Annotated in this window: 15 protein-coding genes; 10 read left to right on the forward strand and 5 right to left on the reverse strand. The window is 48.1% G+C overall.

Features of this window, described 5'->3' with window-relative positions; translation table 11 throughout:
* Nucleotides 1–47 precede the first annotated feature (47 nt).
* The gene (locus ACN08W_RS06635; RefSeq protein WP_419103405.1) at nt 48–1,805 is read right to left on the reverse strand and encodes a VWA domain-containing protein; all 1,758 of its coding nucleotides are present in this window, start codon (nt 1,803–1,805) and stop codon (nt 48–50) included.
* 658 nt (nt 1,806–2,463) lie between these two features.
* Between ACN08W_RS06635 and glyA the strand changes: the two genes are divergently transcribed.
* Nucleotides 2,464–3,744: a serine hydroxymethyltransferase gene (gene glyA, locus ACN08W_RS06640; RefSeq protein ID WP_419109088.1), complete on the forward strand. Its 1,281-nt coding sequence runs from the start codon at nt 2,464–2,466 to the stop codon at nt 3,742–3,744.
* Nucleotides 3,744–4,622, forward strand: a complete 879-nt coding sequence (locus tag ACN08W_RS06645; RefSeq protein WP_419103403.1) for a bifunctional methylenetetrahydrofolate dehydrogenase/methenyltetrahydrofolate cyclohydrolase — start codon at nt 3,744–3,746, stop codon at nt 4,620–4,622. Before glyA ends, ACN08W_RS06645 begins: the two co-directional genes overlap by 1 nt.
* Before the next feature lie 131 nt (nt 4,623–4,753).
* Here ACN08W_RS06645 and ACN08W_RS06650 read toward each other — a convergent pair whose 3' ends face one another.
* Nucleotides 4,754–5,530, reverse strand: coding sequence for a GntR family transcriptional regulator (locus ACN08W_RS06650; RefSeq protein WP_419103402.1), 777 nt, complete (start codon nt 5,528–5,530; stop codon nt 4,754–4,756).
* A 194-nt stretch (nt 5,531–5,724) separates the two neighbouring features.
* Between ACN08W_RS06650 and ACN08W_RS06655 the strand changes: the two genes are divergently transcribed.
* The 4 genes from ACN08W_RS06655 to ACN08W_RS06670 all read left to right on the forward strand — a co-directional run bounded on the left by ACN08W_RS06655 (nt 5,725) and on the right by ACN08W_RS06670 (nt 8,794).
* The gene (locus ACN08W_RS06655; protein ID WP_419103401.1) at nt 5,725–6,201 is read left to right on the forward strand and encodes a hypothetical protein; all 477 of its coding nucleotides are present in this window, start codon (nt 5,725–5,727) and stop codon (nt 6,199–6,201) included.
* A gap of 7 nt (nt 6,202–6,208) precedes the next feature.
* Nucleotides 6,209–7,060 (forward strand): exodeoxyribonuclease III, encoded by an 852-nt coding sequence (locus tag ACN08W_RS06660; protein WP_419107222.1) that lies wholly within the window; start codon nt 6,209–6,211, stop codon nt 7,058–7,060.
* Between the two features lie 93 nt (nt 7,061–7,153).
* On the forward strand, nt 7,154–8,218 hold the full coding sequence (gene trpS, locus ACN08W_RS06665) for a tryptophan--tRNA ligase (protein ID WP_419109089.1): 1,065 nt from the start codon (nt 7,154–7,156) through the stop codon (nt 8,216–8,218).
* A 15-nt stretch (nt 8,219–8,233) separates the two neighbouring features.
* Nucleotides 8,234–8,794 (forward strand): 2'-5' RNA ligase family protein, encoded by a 561-nt coding sequence (locus ACN08W_RS06670; RefSeq protein ID WP_419109090.1) that lies wholly within the window; start codon nt 8,234–8,236, stop codon nt 8,792–8,794.
* Nucleotides 8,795–8,881: 87 nt separating this feature from the next.
* Here ACN08W_RS06670 and ACN08W_RS06675 read toward each other — a convergent pair whose 3' ends face one another.
* On the reverse strand, nt 8,882–9,991 hold the full coding sequence (locus ACN08W_RS06675) for a mannose-1-phosphate guanylyltransferase (protein WP_419109091.1): 1,110 nt from the start codon (nt 9,989–9,991) through the stop codon (nt 8,882–8,884).
* A 273-nt stretch (nt 9,992–10,264) separates the two neighbouring features.
* On the opposite strand from ACN08W_RS06675, the gene sdhC reads away from it, so the two are divergent.
* From sdhC to ACN08W_RS06695, 4 genes are read left to right on the forward strand one after another with little or no spacing between them, the layout of a single operon-like run.
* A complete protein-coding gene (gene sdhC, locus ACN08W_RS06680; protein WP_419109092.1) occupies nt 10,265–10,690 on the forward strand; it encodes a succinate dehydrogenase, cytochrome b556 subunit in 426 nt (141 codons plus the stop codon).
* A 6-nt stretch (nt 10,691–10,696) separates the two neighbouring features.
* Nucleotides 10,697–11,185: a succinate dehydrogenase hydrophobic membrane anchor subunit gene (locus ACN08W_RS06685; protein WP_419102011.1), complete on the forward strand. Its 489-nt coding sequence runs from the start codon at nt 10,697–10,699 to the stop codon at nt 11,183–11,185.
* Between the two features lie 43 nt (nt 11,186–11,228).
* Complete coding sequence (gene sdhA / locus ACN08W_RS06690; protein ID WP_419109093.1) at nt 11,229–12,992, forward strand: succinate dehydrogenase flavoprotein subunit; 1,764 nt, start codon at nt 11,229–11,231, stop codon at nt 12,990–12,992.
* Nucleotide 12,993: 1 nt separating this feature from the next.
* Nucleotides 12,994–13,779 (forward strand): succinate dehydrogenase iron-sulfur subunit, encoded by a 786-nt coding sequence (locus ACN08W_RS06695; RefSeq protein WP_419102013.1) that lies wholly within the window; start codon nt 12,994–12,996, stop codon nt 13,777–13,779.
* Between the two features lie 233 nt (nt 13,780–14,012).
* Here ACN08W_RS06695 and ACN08W_RS06700 read toward each other — a convergent pair whose 3' ends face one another.
* Both ACN08W_RS06700 and ACN08W_RS06705 read right to left on the reverse strand, forming a co-directional pair.
* Entirely contained in the window at nt 14,013–14,783 is a 771-nt protein-coding gene (locus ACN08W_RS06700; protein WP_419109094.1) for a hypothetical protein, read from the reverse strand.
* Nucleotides 14,784–15,326: 543 nt separating this feature from the next.
* The gene (locus tag ACN08W_RS06705; RefSeq protein WP_419107217.1) at nt 15,327–16,025 is read right to left on the reverse strand and encodes a hypothetical protein; all 699 of its coding nucleotides are present in this window, start codon (nt 16,023–16,025) and stop codon (nt 15,327–15,329) included.
* Nucleotides 16,026–16,523: the final 498 nt, after the last annotated feature.

Below are 16,523 nucleotides of genomic sequence, written 5' to 3' on the forward strand. Positions count from 1 at the left end.
ATTTTCAGACCCACACCCCTCTTAGTTGAGTTTGGAAAACCTAGTATTTATTGGTTTTCGGTTGCTGTCTCTTGGTGGTGTGCTTGCGCTTCTTCGGCTCCAGCATGTGCTAGTGCCTGTTTCTCTTGGCTAGAGAAGGAGAACGCTTCTGCGAAGATAAGTTGGATATCTTCTGCAGAGTTTGCGGGGAATGCCTGTCCACCGGTTTGGGACGCAATTTCTTGGAGCGCTTGCATATCTGCATCAGCTGAAATGCCGATAAGGATGATATAAATCGGAGCTTCTGGATCTTGTTGAGACTGGATGGTCTTAATAAGGTCTTCGGTGCTGATGGAATTATCATCGTGGTTTTCACCGTCGGTCATGATGATGACGGTGTTTGCTGCGCCGACTTTATATTCCTTTTTAACATTCTGGAATGCCGCAAGAATGGTGTCGTTGAGTCCAGTGTAGTTATCTGGGATAGGCTTGAGAGAAGAACCTGCTTCAAGGAGAAGGTTGCGTTGTGAACGGCCGTCGGTTTCGTCACTCATGTGGCGGATAGGAGCAAGGCTCTTGTAATCGACGGTATTTCCTTGGGCGTCTTGGCTCATGTTGCTAGAGAAACTCCACAATCCCATGGAATCTCGTGCGGGGAAGAGTTTGTATCCGGCAAGGATGGAGTTGACGGCAATGTCCATACGGGTTTGGTCGGTGCCTTCAATTTTGTATCCCATGGAGCCAGAGACGTCAACCGCAACGAGAGCGTTCAACGGTGCTGCTTGAAGGGAGTATGTAGACCAGGCTTCTGCGAGAACTTCTGGTTTTGCTCCGGTCAGGTTGGTGAACTTTCCGATGGAATCTTTTTCGAGTGGTTCGCCTTGTGCATTGCGTAGACCTGTTTCGGCGAGAGCCTTTTTGCCGTCTTCAGAGGAGATGAAGTTGGTGATTTTATCGGCTGCTTGTGCGATGGTTTTATTGGCTTCTGTACCGCTAGACGCTGGCTGATAGAGCGGATAGTCTAATTCGCCACTGCCAGTTGCTGGAACATACGCGGTGAGCTTGGAATCAGAGTGTTCTTTAAGGTACGAGACGTAGTCATTTTCTCCGACGATAGCTGAACGGTAGGTGTCATGTTCTACACCTGAGAGGAGTTCTTGAGCGTTTTCTGCTGCTGCTTCAACTCCGATAGTTTGTGCGCGTGAGCCGAGGTTGCTTGCCAATGACTGTTTGCTTGTTTTACCGTTAGCGCTTTCTTCTGTAGCGTTGATGATGGCCATAAACGAGCTAGGTTCTACGCTGGGATCGCCTACGTGTACGGCGGTTACATCGCTGAGCGCTTCGTTCCACGATGGGTATTTATCTGAAGATTTGGTGACAATGACGCTAGGGGTTTTTGCGAGGGATTCGGCTTTAGTCACTAGCTCGCTTTTTCCTGCGAGGGCAAGTTGTGCTTGTGTCGATGATGCAGGTAACCAGAGGTTTGGTGCAGATTTTCCTGCAATAATTTGACTTGCAACGTCAGCGACGGAAGTGTCGTGGCTAACAGATAAGACGATGCAGTCTTCTGGATTGACGGGGATTTTGTGGAGGACCTGCGCCATAATGGGTGTGGTTTCAATGGTGACGCGTTGAGTAGTTGCGCAGGAGGTAGGTACGGATTGTGCGTTAACTACCTTGTCTTCTGTGTTGTTACCTTTGAGGTAATATGCGAGCATTCCGCCGCTTAGTAGGATGGCTGTTGCGCCTCCGACTGCGGTCCATTTGCGCATGTTTTTTCTGCGTTGTGCTTCTCGTGCTTCGCGTCGAGATTGAGCGTTCCCCATTTGTACCCTTCCGCTCTGTCTCCGTAGGTGAGTTTGTTTACTGGTATGAAGATGCGTGAGCGCATAAATAAAGTATGTATCCTTACAAGCCTAATACTTTAGCATATAAAGTACGGTTAATTTTTATACCACGAAGTTGTTTAAAAATGGATATAATTAGTGCAATTTTTGAGATGATTATTTCTTGTTTAAACATATTTTTATCAATAAAAGTTTTTACTGAAACTGACCACATTGCCCTGACTAGATGAAACAATAAAATTATAAGTGAGCTGTTAAAAATTAAGGTTCTCGAAATTCTCAGACCTACATGAGACACCTTCTTATAATGTGGATAAATCCTTCTTGTGAGTTAAAAACGAAAAACTCAAAACTTGAGTGATTATTAAAATAAAGTTAGTAAAACTGTAGAAACTGTCGAAAAATATACGCGCTGTCTACTATTGAGCTAGGTCAAGAGTCATGTAGCACCATGAAGTGTTGTGATAGAAATATCAAAAATATTACGATGAACAACAACTTAGCTGAAGTAACACATGTACGTAGCGTGGGTAACACTAATACACTAGATGAGTAGTCAATATTCGAACAGGGAAACTACCTACGAACAAAACTACTTACGCCCTGTACCGAGCTTCCCTCTTGGAAGGAATACCTCATGTCCCAAACCGAACAGGTTACTAACCTCCCACTATCCCAAGTAGACCCAGAAGTTGCTGAAGCTATCGCCCAAGAACAGCAACGCCAACAAAATACCCTCGAAATGATTGCCTCAGAGAACTTTGCGCCACGTGCAGTTCTCGAAGCTCAAGGTTCCGTACTAACCAATAAATACGCTGAAGGATACCCATCCCGTCGATACTACGGCGGTTGTGAATACGTTGACATCGTCGAAACCCTTGCCATCGAACGAGCTAAAAAACTCTTCGGAGCAGAACACGCTAACGTCCAACCACATGCTGGCGCCCAAGCAAACAACGCCGTCATGCACGCACTACTCAACCCTGGCGACAAAATTATGGGTCTTTCCCTCGCACACGGAGGACACCTCACCCACGGAATGAAACTCAACGTCTCCGGAAAACTCTACGACGTCGTCGCCTACGGTGTTGACGAAGAAACCGGACGCGTCGACATGGGCCAAGTACGCGAACTAGCACACACCGAAAAACCACAAGTCATTATTGCTGGATGGTCCGCATACACCCGTCACCTGGACTTTGCCACCTTCCGAGAAATTGCGGATGAAGTAGGAGCATACCTCTGGGTCGACATGGCACACTTTGCTGGTCTCGTCGCTGCAGGAGTTCACCCCAATCCCGTACCCTACGCACACGTGGTATCGTCGACCGTTCACAAAACCATTGGCGGACCCCGCTCCGGATTTATCCTCTGCACGGAAGAACTCAAGAAAAAAATTGATTCCGCCGTATTCCCCGGGCAACAAGGCGGCCCTCTCATGCATGTCATCGCTGCCAAAGCAACAGCCTTCAAAATTGCTGCAAGTGAAGAATTCAAAGACCGTCAAAAACGCACTCTCGCAGGAGCCAAAATCCTTGCTGAACGCTTGAGCCAACCCGACGTTGCAGAAGCTGGAGTCTGCCTCATCTCTGGAGGAACAGACGTTCACCTTGTGCTCGTCAGCCTCGTCAACTCAGCACTCAACGGCAAAGAAGCAGAAGACCTCCTCCATGAAGTCGGAATCACCGTCAACCGTAACGCCGTGCCCAACGATCCTCGCCCACCCATGGTTACCTCTGGGCTACGTATCGGCACCCCAGCCCTCGCAACCCGAGGCTTCGACGAAAACGCCTTTGCTGAAGTTGCTGACATCATCGCTGAAACCCTCAAACCTGGTGCAGACGTTAAAGCCCTGCAACAGAGAGTCACCGCACTGTGTGAAAAATTCCCCCTCTACGGCGGTATTCAGGAGTGGTAATGACACAAATACTTGACGGAAAAGCAACCGCACAAGCCATCAAAAAAGAACTAGCACAGCGAGTAGAGGCCCTCAAAAAACAAGGCATCACCCCCGGTTTAGGAACAGTGCTGGTTGGAGACGACCCCGCATCTCGCTCCTATGTTGGAGGTAAGCACAAAGACTGCCAAGAAGTTGGTATCGCTTCCATACGACGTGACCTCCCCGCTGAAACCACTCAAGAAGAGCTAGAAGCAGTTCTAGACGAACTCAACAACAACCCAGAATGTACTGGATACATTGTTCAACTACCTCTGCCTGAGCACCTAGATACCAACCGTATCCTTGAAAAAATTGCTCCCGAAAAAGACGCCGATGGCTTGCACCCCACAAACCTTGGCAAGCTCGTCCTCAACGTCAACGAGCCCCTTAACTCCCCACTACCATGCACCCCACACGGCATTGTTGAGTTAGGTCGCCGTCACGGCATCGAATGGGCAGGTAAACACGTCGTCGTACTCGGTAGAGGAATTACTGTGGGGCGTCCGCTTGGACTCTTACTCACTCGCCGTGAAATCAACGCCACGGTAACTCTCGTTCATACCGGAACACAAAACCTTGACGAAATTCTCCATAGCGCAGATATTATTATCGCCGCGGTTGGAGTCTCCCACATCATCAAAGAACATCAAGTGCGCCCTGGCGCCGTAGTCTTTGACGTAGGAGTCTCTCGCATCTTCGACGAAGACACCGAAAAATACCGTCTTAGCGGAGATATCAGCCCAGAAGCTGGAGCTAAAGCTAGCTGGGTCTCCCCAAACCCCGGCGGTGTTGGTCCCATGACCCGCGCCATGCTCCTCGTGAACGTTGTCGATACCGCAGAAAGAACGGTGTCCTAGCCCCTCACCATCTCTATAACGAGCTCATACAAGAAAAAGATGGCGGTTGCCTCATCTGGATACTTAATAGATGAGGCAACCGCCATCAACGTTAAACTAGCCCAAGGTCACAACACCCTCAAAGGTCGTACCTATCTACCAGAACGTGAAAGCCTAAACTCATAGTCATACCTATCAGCACGGTACAAACACACCGTGCTCTCTACCGCAATACCGCGATCGGTATAACCAATCTTCTCCACCCTCAACGCCGCAGAACCAGAAGGGATGTCAAGGGCTTGAGCTTCTTCTCCTGCCACAAGTGTGGCACTGACACGATGCGTGGCCTTTTCAATACGATAACCACTACGCGAGAGTTGTTCGTCCAAAGAACCATGTGTTTCAGGCTCCATATGAGTGAAAACTTCCTGAAGAAAATGAGCTTTTTCATAGCACATCGGTTCAGTATCAGCCCGACGAATCTTTACAATCTCAATCACCGTTGTTCCTATTGGAATCTCAAGATTCTTTGCTGTCTGAGCGTCTGCACCCATCGGGTGACATCTCAACGTCGAGGTATCAGGCTTCTGCCCACGAATATCCATATCTTCGGTGTACGAAATCAGGCGCGGTTCCTTCGCATGTAAATAGCGGTCTGCAACATATGTGCCAGACCCCTGAATGTTATACACCAACCCTCGACGTTGCAACGTCGCAATAGCACGCCGAACCGTATCTCGACTAATACTAAAACGCTCCTGAAGCTCTCTTTCTGTCGGCAAAAGAGTATGGGGCGTGCCCTGATCAATATATGTTGTACACAAATAATGCGCTAAACGAAGATATTTTGGTGGATTATTTGGGGGCAACTCGAAAGATGCAGAAGTCTGTGCTGTCGCGGCCATCGTCATTGAGTCTTCGCTAGTCATAGCTTCATACTATCTGGTTAAAGTACAATTCTTGAGTTTTTTCTTCCTCAACCAGACAATAACGTATCAGGCAATAACCGCACACAATAAACGGCATACACTCCTCAACCGTTTTAACCACCATAAAAACTATGAGGAAAGCCAAGCTCCCCACTATCGTGCTTGGAGGTTATCACACTGGCATAATGATAAGTATGCAATCTTCCGGTTCAGACACAACAACACGTACCCAAACACTTTCAAAAGCTCTCATCGGGGCAAGTATTGGGGGAGGTATCCTCCTCGTCCTCTGTATTCTCGCCATCTACCAAGCCTCGCACGAAGAATCTGTGCTCGGATGGATTGTCGCAGGTATTCTGCTGGCATGGCTAGGGGTTGCCGGATACCTCGCCATCATCGTGACACAACAAGCCCGCACCACCCAAAAAAATCAAGAACTCTTCCTCCAAGCACGTCGAGCAGAAGAAGACGCCATGCTCGACGACAAACTATCTCACAGCTTCCAAATCGTTCTCGTACAATCAAAAGTCATTGCAGAACACCTCCACTCAGATAATCAAGATGCACCTGCCATGATTGAACGAGCACTAGACACCATCAACACCACAGCTTCTAACGGCATGAGCATGATTAAAGAAGCCCAAGGGCAGAACAACGCAGAAAGAGACTAATCACCCCATGACAAGAACACCTAAAACCCTACGTATTGCCAGCGTCAATGTGAACGGCATCCGCGCCGCATACCGTAAAGACATGGAAAGCTGGCTCAACGAACGTGACGTCGACATCCTCTGCCTACAAGAAGTACGTGCCCCCGACAAAATCGTACGAGAACTACTTAACGAAGAAAACTGGCATATCCTCCACTCAGAAGCTGCCGACAAAGGACGCGCCGGAGTCCTCATCGCCACAGCACGCACCCCACACAAGAACTCCATCCTTCCCGCCGCAGAACCAATCAATACCCGATCACACATCGGCGAAGAATACTTTGAACACTCCGGACGCTGGGTCGAAGCAGACTACACTCTTCCCAACGGAGAACAACTTACCGTTGTCTCCGCCTACGTACACTCCGGAGAAGTAGACACCCCCAAACAAGACGACAAATACCGTTTCCTCGAACGTATGCTTGTGCGTCTTCCCGAACTCGCTCAACACAGCGAAAACGTTGTCGTTGTGGGAGACCTCAACGTCTGCCACACAGAACGAGACCTCAAAAACTGGAAAGCAAACCAAAAACGAGCAGGATTCCTCCCCGAAGAACGCGCCTACTTCGACAAATTCTTTGGACAAAGCGGATACGTCGACGTTGCACGTTCGCTTGCTGGAGACGTCGACGGCCCATACACCTGGTGGTCCTACCGTGGACAAGCCTTCGACAACAACGCAGGATGGCGTATCGACTACCAGATGGCAACACCCGCCATGGCACAACGCGCCATCAGCTCAGTTGTTGACCGTGCCGCATCCTACGACCAGCGTTTTAGCGACCACGCACCTCTAGTCGTCGACTACCAATTCGCGTAGCACACGAGTCAAAAATCTTAACACCTTCGAGGACTTTGATACCCTCATGGTCAAGACCCCGTCACAACACGCCAACCCATTGAAGGACACACCGTGGCAGAAGAAACCACCAACACCATAGACCGCGCACTCATCCCCAACGCGTCCAAAGGAAAACCACGCGCTTTCTCCGGCGCCCAACCATCATCCGACTCTTTACACCTAGGAAACTACCTCGGCGCAGTAGAAAACTGGGTGCAAATGCAAGAAGACAACGAATGTCTCTTCTTCATCCCCGACATGCACGCCATCACCGTACGCCAAGACCCAAACGTTCTTCGTGAACGTACCCGAACCATTGCCGCACAATATATTGCTGCCGGAATTGACCCACAAAAAACACCTCTTTTCGTGCAATCTCACGTACCTGAACATGCACAACTCGCATGGGTACTCAACTGTATTACCGGCTACGGTGAAGCCGCCCGCATGACCCAATTCAAAGACAAATCCAGCAAACAAGGCTCCGAGAACACCACCGTCGGACTCTTCACCTACCCCATGCTCATGGCAGCAGACATCCTGCTTTACCAAGCAGACCGTGTCCCAGTAGGCGAAGACCAACGTCAGCACCTAGAACTTACGCGCACTATCGCACAACGCTTTAACTCTCGCTTTGGCACCACCTTTCTCCTGCCAGAACCATTAGAGTTCCGCGAAAGCGCAAAAATCTATGACCTGCAAGACCCCATCTCCAAGATGAGCAAATCTGCCCAAAACGATAAAGGCATTATCTGGTTGCTCGACGACCCGAAGAAAACCGCCAAAAAAATTAAGTCTGCGGTAACTGACGACGGATCAACCATCGCCTTCGACCGAGCCGACAAACCGGGCGTATCAAACCTCCTTGCCATCTATTCAGCAATCACCGGACGCCCTATCGAAAACATCGTCGAAGAATACGACGGCAAAATGTACGGGCACCTCAAAGTCGACCTCGCTGAAATTCTCGTACAAACCCTAGCGCCCATTCGTGAACGTTCTCTGGAACTGCTCGACGACCCAGCCGAACTCGATAAACTCTTGGCTGTCGGTGCGCAACGCGCTCGCGAAATTGCGTCTGTGACGTTGCAGAATGTCTACGAGCGTGTGGGCTTCATGGGTGCGACGACGCTTTAGCTGAAGAGCCCTTTGATGTCTTTATCGTCTTCTGCTGTGCGAGCTTTAGAGCTTGACCGGCATTTGAGCGTTATTGCGCCGGTACAAGGCGAGTTATCTCGTCTTGTCCGGTGCTGGCAGGGTGCTCATGGTGTGGCTGAATCTGTGCAGACGAGTCATCTAACAATTTTTTTATATGAGCCTACTCCTTCGACGAAAGATATGGTGCTCTCATCCTTGGTGAAGGCCTTATATGGGCAATACTCTTTTAGCGTGTCTATGGGGTCTATTGAGAGCTTCATGCCGTTATCTGAGGTGAGTTATCTGCCCGTTCTAGAGGGCGCGACAGACTTGATGGCTTTACGTCAGCGGTGTATTGATGCGGTAGGGGAGTCTAGCTCTCCTTTTACGTATGTTCCGCATCTGAGCGTATCGAATCGTTTGGGGCAGAGAGCGCTAACGGATTCTTTGCAATATTTTGCGTCATTACCTTCTACCGCTGAACGTTTTGTCGTAGATCATCTTCAAATCTGTGAGCATGTTCAAGGGACTTGGCGTTGTCTTAGGACGGTTCCGCTAGATACGAGTCATGATTAGGTTCTAGCTGGTAGGTCTGGCGGATACAGTAAAGCCTGTCTTATCGTTGTTGCGATAAGACAGGCTTTACTCTGTTGAGTTTCTTTTTTAGAGCAGCTCGTTGAGGTTGAGCTCCTTAATATCTGCAACAGTGTTTTTCACTGCTTGAGCTTTATCTCGTGTCGTAATGAGTAAGGCATCGGGAGTGTCAACCACGACGAGGTTTTCAATACCGATAACAGCAATTTTGCGTTCCGCATGGGTGACAATAAGCCCCGAGGAATCTTGGTTGAGAACATTGCTCTTTTCGCCTAATACGGTGAGCTTTTCACCTGTTTTCTCTTGGTTCAGGCGGGTGACTGCGTCGAAGTCTCCCACGTCGTCCCACATAAAGGAGCCTGGCACCATGGCGACATCTCCTGCGGCTGCTGCTGGTTCTGCAACAGCGTAGTCGATGGCCGTTTTGGGGAGAGTATCCCATAGTTTTTGAAGAGTTTGGTGCTGTTGTGGGGTGTCCCAATCTTCTGCGATAGCGTTAATTCCGGCGTAGAGTTCTGGTTCGTTTTCTTTGAGGTGTTTGAGCATCAGTTCTGCTGGTGCGACAAACATTCCTGCATTCCAGGTGTATTCTCCGGAGTTCACATAGTCTGCTGCTGTTGCTGCGTCAGGTTTTTCGACAAACGACTCTACGGCTAGAGCTGAGGGGGCATTATCGATACCGAGCGAAGACTTTGCTTTGATATATCCAAAAGCTGTGGATGGTTCGGTAGGGGTGATACCAATGGTCACGATTTTTCCGGTAGCTGCAGTTTCTACCGCTTCTTTGACCACTTTTTGGAATTCCTCAACCGGTGTGATGACGTGGTCAGCAGCGAAAGAGCCAACAATAGCTTCTCGATCTCTTTTGTAGAGGATAGCGCAAGCTAATCCGATAGCTGCTGCCGAGTCTTTGGGGGAGGGTTCAAGGACGAAGTCGGTGTCGTTGAGTTCACGAACTTGTTCGCGTACTGCTTGAGCGTGCGATTCTCCGGTCACAATCATCACTGAGCTTTGGGTGAGTCCGCTGAGCCTGTCGTAGGTTTGGCGTAGCAGTGAAGATCCGTTACCGGTAAGGTCTAGTAAAAACTTAGGTGCGTGTGCCCGCGATAATGGCCATAGGCGGGACCCTACCCCACCGGCCGGAATGAGCGGGTAAAACTTATCTAGTGGTGTTCTCATCACCTCTAAGAATAGCGAATTTTTACGTCATAATTCTGAAAATTTTTTGAGATGTCTAACTATTGCTGGTCACTTTTTAAGCCCAATGTGATGAGGATTTCCCTTGTTCTCGCGGAAAAGTTGAATATCGACATAAAAATTTGTGCTAATTACGCTAAAATAAGCCGGTTTTTTATCAACTAACTGTCAATAAAACCGTAAGTGAACTGGTACTGTGTGTGACTAGATGAACACACATTAATTAGCTATTCGATGGTAGACATCGCTTGTTTGATGAGCCAAAACAAGGTCAGCCACGAACAGCTTGCAGGAGGTTATTCAGTGCCGAATAATTCACGAGGAACCTTGTACCGCGGCCGTGAAGGCATGTGGTCTTGGGTAGCTCACCGCATCACCGGTATCGCTATTTTCTTTTTTCTTCTTATCCACGTCTTAGATACCGCTCTTATTCGAGTTTCCCCCGAATCCTATAACTCCGTGATGGAGCTTTATAAAAATCCCATCATGGGGCTAAGCGAAGCAGGACTTGTGGGAGCTATCGTCTACCACGCCTTTAACGGTATTCGCATTATCCTGATTGACTTTTGGAAAGATGGCGCAAAAAACCATAAAACAATGCTTTGGGGAGTCCTCCTTCTCTGGGGCGTTGTTATGGTTCCTTTCCTCATCCGCCACATGATTAACACTTTCGGAGGCTAACGCATCATGGCTGTTTCACCACAGAAAATCAAAATTTCTGCTCCGAGAAGCAAAGACAACACCGTTAACGGAGTCAAATACAACCGCTCTAGCTCAAAACGCAATAACTTTGAAATGTTCGCATGGCTTTTCATGCGCATCTCAGGTGTTATTCTCGTTGTCCTTATCTTTGGACACCTCTTCGTCAACCTCATGATGGGTGAAGGCGTTCACCGTATTGACTTTGGTTTCGTTGGTGGCAAATTAGCTCAACCTTTCTGGCAAGTATGGGATCTACTCCTGTTATGGCTTGCAATGTTGCACGGCATGAACGGTATTAGAACCATCATCATGGACTATGCAGAAAAAGACAGCACCCGCCTGACCCTAAAACTAGCGTTGTTCTGTTCTGGTGCTTTTGTTCTTCTGATTGGAACTCTCGTAATCTTCACGTTTGACCCATGCCCAACTGGTGCGGCACCAGAACTATTACCTTCTTTCTGTACCGCCCCATAAATAGCTGAACCTACTACTAGATTTTAGAAAAGAGCATTTTCACATGCAGGTACATAAGTACGATGTCGTTATTATCGGTGCTGGTGGAGCTGGCATGCGTGCCGCCATTGAAGCCGGCACTCGCGCTCGAACCGCCGTTTTGACCAAATTGTACCCAACCCGTTCCCATACAGGAGCCGCTCAAGGTGGCATGTGCGCGGCCCTCGCCAACGTCGAAGAAGACAACTGGGAATGGCACACCTTTGACACCATCAAAGGTGGCGACTACCTCGTCGATCAAGACGCCGCCGAAGTCATGGCTAAAGAAGCAATTGACGCTGTTCTTGATCTAGAGAAAATGGGTTTGCCCTTCAACCGTACCCCCGCTGGACGTATTGACCAACGTCGTTTCGGCGGACACACTCGCGACCACGGTAAAGCACCGGTGCGTCGAGCATGCTACGCTGCAGACCGTACCGGACACATGATTCTTCAGACGCTCTACCAGAACTGCGTAAAACATAATGTGGAGTTCTATAACGAATACTACGTCCTTGACCTCATCATGGTTGAAGACGAGAACGGGCAGCGTCGCCCCGCCGGCGTGGTTAGTTACGACCTTGCTTCTGGCGATGTGCACGTATTCCAAGCAAAATCCATTATTTTTGCTTCGGGTGGTTGTGGAAAAATCTTTAAAACGACATCGAATGCGCATACTCTCACCGGTGACGGCATGGCGATTGCTCTACGTAACGGTATTCCGCTAGAAGACATGGAGTTTGTGCAATTCCACCCAACGGGTCTTGCCGGACTAGGCATTCTCGTATCGGAAGCTGCTCGAGGTGAGGGCGGTATTCTTCGTAACTCTGACGGTGAGCGTTTCATGGAGCGCTACGCCCCGACCATCAAAGACCTTGCCCCACGTGATATTGTGGCGCGTTCTATGGCAAACGAGGTGCGTGAAGGTCGCGGTTGTGGACCGAACAAGGATTATGTTCTTCTAGACTTGACCCACCTCGAACCAGCCCACATTGATGCGAAACTTCCCGACATCACGGAGTTCGCTCGCACCTATCTAGGCGTTGAACCGTACACCGAACCTGTTCCGGTGTTCCCCACTGCACACTATGCAATGGGCGGTATTCCCACCAACATCGAAACAGAAGTGTTTGCAGATTCGGAGAACACTATCCCCGGTCTTTACGCCGCTGGCGAGGTTGCGTGCGTATCTGTGCACGGTTCTAACCGTTTGGGCACGAACTCTCTGCTTGATATTAACGTTTTTGGTAAACGTGCCGGCATTAAAGCGGCAGAGTACGCTGCTTCTGCAGAGTTCTTACCTATCCCTGAGGATGCCGCAAACCGCACTTTAGAGCTTTTGACGTCTCTACGTGATGGTGAGGGAACCGAAAAAGTTGGTGTCATCCGTAAAGAACTACAAGATGTGATGGACGCCGATATGCAGGTGTTCCGCACGGCCGATACGATTCGTAACGCTCTTTCAAAGATTGCAGAATTAGAAGAACGTTATCAGCGTATTTCTATTCAAGACAAAGGTAAGCGCTTCAACCTTGATTTGTTGGAGGCCGTCGAACTGGGATTCTTACTTGAGCTCGCTAAGGTGATGTCTGTTGCTGCTTTCCATCGTCAGGAGTCTCGTGGCGGTCACTTCCGTGAAGATTATCCGGATCGTGATGACGTGAACTTTATGAAACATTCGATGGTATATCGAGACGAAAACTCAGAGTTTGAGGGTATTCGCGGTCTTCGTTTTGGTACGAAGCCTGTTGTCTTTACCCGTTATGAGCCGAAGGAACGTAAGTACTAAAATGTCTGATTTTGAAGCACGCGAACCAGAATCTAAGGTTGCTATCGCCTCGGAGCAAGGTGGCTCCCAAGGTATTAAAACCTATGATGTGACGGTTAGAATTCGTCGTTATAATCCTGAAGTTTCGGATCAAGCGCATTGGGACGAATTCAAGGTGACAATGTATGGTACCGATAGGGTGCTTGATATCTTGCACAAGATTAAGTGGGAGATTGATGGTTCGTTATCGTTCCGCCGTTCATGTGCTCACGGTATTTGTGGTTCTGATGCTATGCGTATTAATGGTAGAAATCGTTTGGCGTGTAAAACCTTGCTAAAGGATTTAGATATTTCTCAGCCGATTACGATTGAGGCTATTAAAGGTTTGCCTTGCGAAAAAGACCTTATCGTGGACATGGAACCGTTCTTCCAGTCGTATCGTGAGATTATGCCGTTCTTGATGAATGAGGGGCATGAGCCAGAGCGTGAACGCTATCAGTCTGTTGAAGATCGTGAACGTTTTGACGACACAACAAAGTGCATCTTGTGTGCAGCGTGTACGACGTCCTGCCCTGTGTTCTGGACGGATGGCCAGTATTTTGGTCCGTCAGCTATTGTGAATGCTCACCGTTTTATTTTTGATTCTCGTGATGATGCTGGTGATATGCGTCTTGAGATTCTCAACGATAAAGAGGGCGTGTGGCGTTGTCGTACGACGTTTAACTGTACTGATGCGTGTCCTCGCGGTATTCAGATTACGAAGGCTATTGCTGAGGTGAAGCAGGCTATTCTAGCTCGTTCTCTTTAAGACAATGGCGGCTCTGTTTTTTCGTATAGAGCTTGTAGAAAAGTGCCCTTTTCTTGATGATGTGGTGTTAGCTTCTGTAGAAGCTGACACCACATTTTTATGTCGTGATACAGAAAATGTGCGTTGGTGTTGTGTGAGTGGATAGCACAAAGCCCCTTTGACCTATCACCGATAGGTCAAAGGGGCTTTGCTTTATGGTTGTTCTTCTATTTGAAGAGAACCTTTAGGAGGTTTTAGCCACCGGTAGAGATGTCACCAGCGGAGCGGGGAGTTCCTGCAACACCTTCAGAACCTTCGCAAGTACCGCGAAGAACTGGCTGGTTGTTACCGTCATTGCTGTTAGGTAGGTATTCCTTACCGTTGAAGATAACCTTGGTGTCGCGATCCAGACGGGTAGCGTTACCAGTGTAGGAGAACTTAACGGTGGGGTAGCAAGGTCCGTCGATAATAACGGGCTTGTACTTGCTGTTGTTAACTTTTCCATCACGGAGAGGAATGGTGACGCCGACGTTGTAGGTTTCAGTTCCGTTGGAGGAAACAACGCTAATGTGGCTACCTGGGTCAATGTTAGATGAGTTTGAGGAAGAACCATTGTCCCAAAGGAGTTTTGCGACACAGTTAACTTCGCTAGTGGAGATATCGGTATTCGCAGTAAGAGTAACAGTGAACTTACCATCAGTAGTGCGTGAACGCTCTGGAGGAGTTACTGAGAGAGACCAACGACCATTCTGTGAGTAATTAAGACCAGGAACACGAGCGCTTGTAGCGTCGAATACCCAGCTAACAGTATCGCCTTTTTTCATCATGCCGTTTGGTGTGATGACAGAGAGGCCAATAGTGGTTCGCTGCGCGTTAACGTTACCGGTGCCAAAGAAAAGGTCGCAGATAGCACCATAAGGTTTATCTGTAGAAGACGCGTATGCGGGAACAACAGCAGAAGCAGCTACAACAGGAGCTGCCCATGCTGCACCCTTAGCCAGGGTACGGCGTGAAATTTGAGTCATAAGTATATTTCCTTCTCAAAAAGATGCTAAGTGAGGATAATCGGGATACGTCACCAGTTACGCCCTCTAACCTAGAGAATACGAATGTGCACTAGGGTGCATACTCTTTGAGACCTGCATGAGCAGGGCACTCAGCTATTTAGGGGACAGAACTGGTTTCCGACTAATAATATCAGCGAATCCTCAGAAATAAAGAGGTTCATTCTGGAAATATCCCCCGAATGGCCGATAAAAATATAACTTTTAAGAAGAATACTGCCCCCTAAAAACCCACAGCCTAGAGCGTTGGAAAGTGGGTTTTTGTAGAAAGTTCTGATTTTGTGTTAAGTATGAGCACGTCAAGCGATAGAAAATCTGATGTTTAACACTGAAGGAAATTTGGGTTCAAGCACAAAAGCCACCCATGGCACTGCGTCTTGCAACGTACTATGAGTGGCTTTGTGATTTTAATATCATTTTGGGCAGGGGTGGGTTGAGAGGCCTAGTATCCTCTCGTTGTCTGCTTTCAATAACCTGTTATTAAGTTCTATTATCGAAGAAGTTTTAGACTCGACCGTCCTGATTTGGATCCCATTTTGAAGCACCGCGACGCTTGTCGGGAGAAGCACGGTCGATAGAGTCGTAGTCTACAACTAAGGTGTCTCCTTGATATCCGCGAACAATGACCTTGTCGGCGCGTCTGTTTCCAGGGAAGAGTCCTGTAAGGCCTGTGAAAATTTTGAAACCTACGCTCAGTGTTCCGCGCTTTGCGCCACGCTTATCAACAAACTCAGGAGTATCAAACGTAATGGTTTCTACGCCAGTCTTTGAATCGTATTGAACTGGTGAGACATTGGTACGTGGAAATTCAGTAGGAATTGCTGATCCTCCACCGTCTCCGGCAAGGTCTTCAATCTTAAAATCACGCTTTTTGGTGATGGTCTTATCGTCATCGTTCGGCACTGGAACGATAGTAACTTCCCAACGCATGGGTGGAATTGTTGACCCTACGGGGATGAGGAAATGGAAGTTTCCTTCTCTAATGGATGAATGTGAGCCTGCATCTCTCTGGTCAATATAGAAAGGCCCGCATGAGCCGTCTAATTGGCATGTTGCAAGAATATTTGAACTTGCTGCGTATTGTGGCACTCCGGTTGAGCTACGCACGGTAGGCGCTGCCCAAGCGGGAGTGGTGGCGACGGCAAGGGGTGCAGCAATCGCTGCACCTTTTGCGAGGGTTCGTCGCGAAATGTGTTGAGTCATGGTGTATTCCTTAGAATGCTCTCATTAGCGGTGCGGAAATATAAAATAATCAATAATATATTGAAATAAATATGAAGTTATGGTGCCGTGTTATCTATTGTCACCACGCTTTGTTGAGTGGTTCATATACTGTCCCTTAAATATGAGTACCCTATTTGGTGGACAACGATAACACCCTCAACGCTAATGAATCCCTTCCGAATATTCAGCCTGTTTCGTGCTTATTACGCAAGACTTAAGGGATTTTTTAATAAAAAGCAGTCTCTTTTTAGGGGACAAACTTTCAATATAGAAAATAGTGATTGAAAATTAATATTAAGTTTCTGTGAGAATCCTCGGTGCGAGTAGTGAAAAAGCATTTAATGAATGTGTAACACGTGTAAAAAATATCCATTTTTACGAAAATAAATATAAAAAATAGACTAAAAATGTATCTTTAATTACATGCGTATATATTGATTTTTGACGTTGATACCGTTAACTGACGAATCCTGTAGC

This window comes from Rothia sp. CCM 9419, assembly GCF_048512815.1.
Taxonomy (GTDB): Bacteria; Actinomycetota; Actinomycetes; order Actinomycetales; family Micrococcaceae; genus Rothia.

Excerpts from the sequence above, each read along its gene's own strand:
- sdhA (WP_419109093.1), top strand. The coding sequence starts at position 11,229 with ATGCAGGTACATAAGTACGATGTCGTTATTATCGGTGCTGGTGGAGCT.
- ACN08W_RS06695 (WP_419102013.1), top strand. The coding sequence starts at position 12,994 with ATGTCTGATTTTGAAGCACGCGAACCAGAATCTAAGGTTGCTATCGCC.
- ACN08W_RS06645 (WP_419103403.1), top strand. The coding sequence starts at position 3,744 with ATGACACAAATACTTGACGGAAAAGCAACCGCACAAGCCATCAAAAAA.
- ACN08W_RS06650 (WP_419103402.1), bottom strand. The coding sequence starts at position 5,530 with ATGACTAGCGAAGACTCAATGACGATGGCCGCGACAGCACAGACTTCT.
- ACN08W_RS06660 (WP_419107222.1), top strand. The coding sequence starts at position 6,209 with ATGACAAGAACACCTAAAACCCTACGTATTGCCAGCGTCAATGTGAAC.
- ACN08W_RS06655 (WP_419103401.1), top strand. The coding sequence starts at position 5,725 with ATGCAATCTTCCGGTTCAGACACAACAACACGTACCCAAACACTTTCA.
- ACN08W_RS06670 (WP_419109090.1), top strand. The coding sequence starts at position 8,234 with ATGTCTTTATCGTCTTCTGCTGTGCGAGCTTTAGAGCTTGACCGGCAT.
- ACN08W_RS06675 (WP_419109091.1), bottom strand. The coding sequence starts at position 9,991 with ATGAGAACACCACTAGATAAGTTTTACCCGCTCATTCCGGCCGGTGGG.
- ACN08W_RS06700 (WP_419109094.1), bottom strand. The coding sequence starts at position 14,783 with ATGACTCAAATTTCACGCCGTACCCTGGCTAAGGGTGCAGCATGGGCA.
- glyA (WP_419109088.1), top strand. The coding sequence starts at position 2,464 with ATGTCCCAAACCGAACAGGTTACTAACCTCCCACTATCCCAAGTAGAC.
- sdhC (WP_419109092.1), top strand. The coding sequence starts at position 10,265 with ATGAGCCAAAACAAGGTCAGCCACGAACAGCTTGCAGGAGGTTATTCA.
- ACN08W_RS06705 (WP_419107217.1), bottom strand. The coding sequence starts at position 16,025 with ATGACTCAACACATTTCGCGACGAACCCTCGCAAAAGGTGCAGCGATT.
- ACN08W_RS06685 (WP_419102011.1), top strand. The coding sequence starts at position 10,697 with ATGGCTGTTTCACCACAGAAAATCAAAATTTCTGCTCCGAGAAGCAAA.
- ACN08W_RS06635 (WP_419103405.1), bottom strand. The coding sequence starts at position 1,805 with ATGGGGAACGCTCAATCTCGACGCGAAGCACGAGAAGCACAACGCAGA.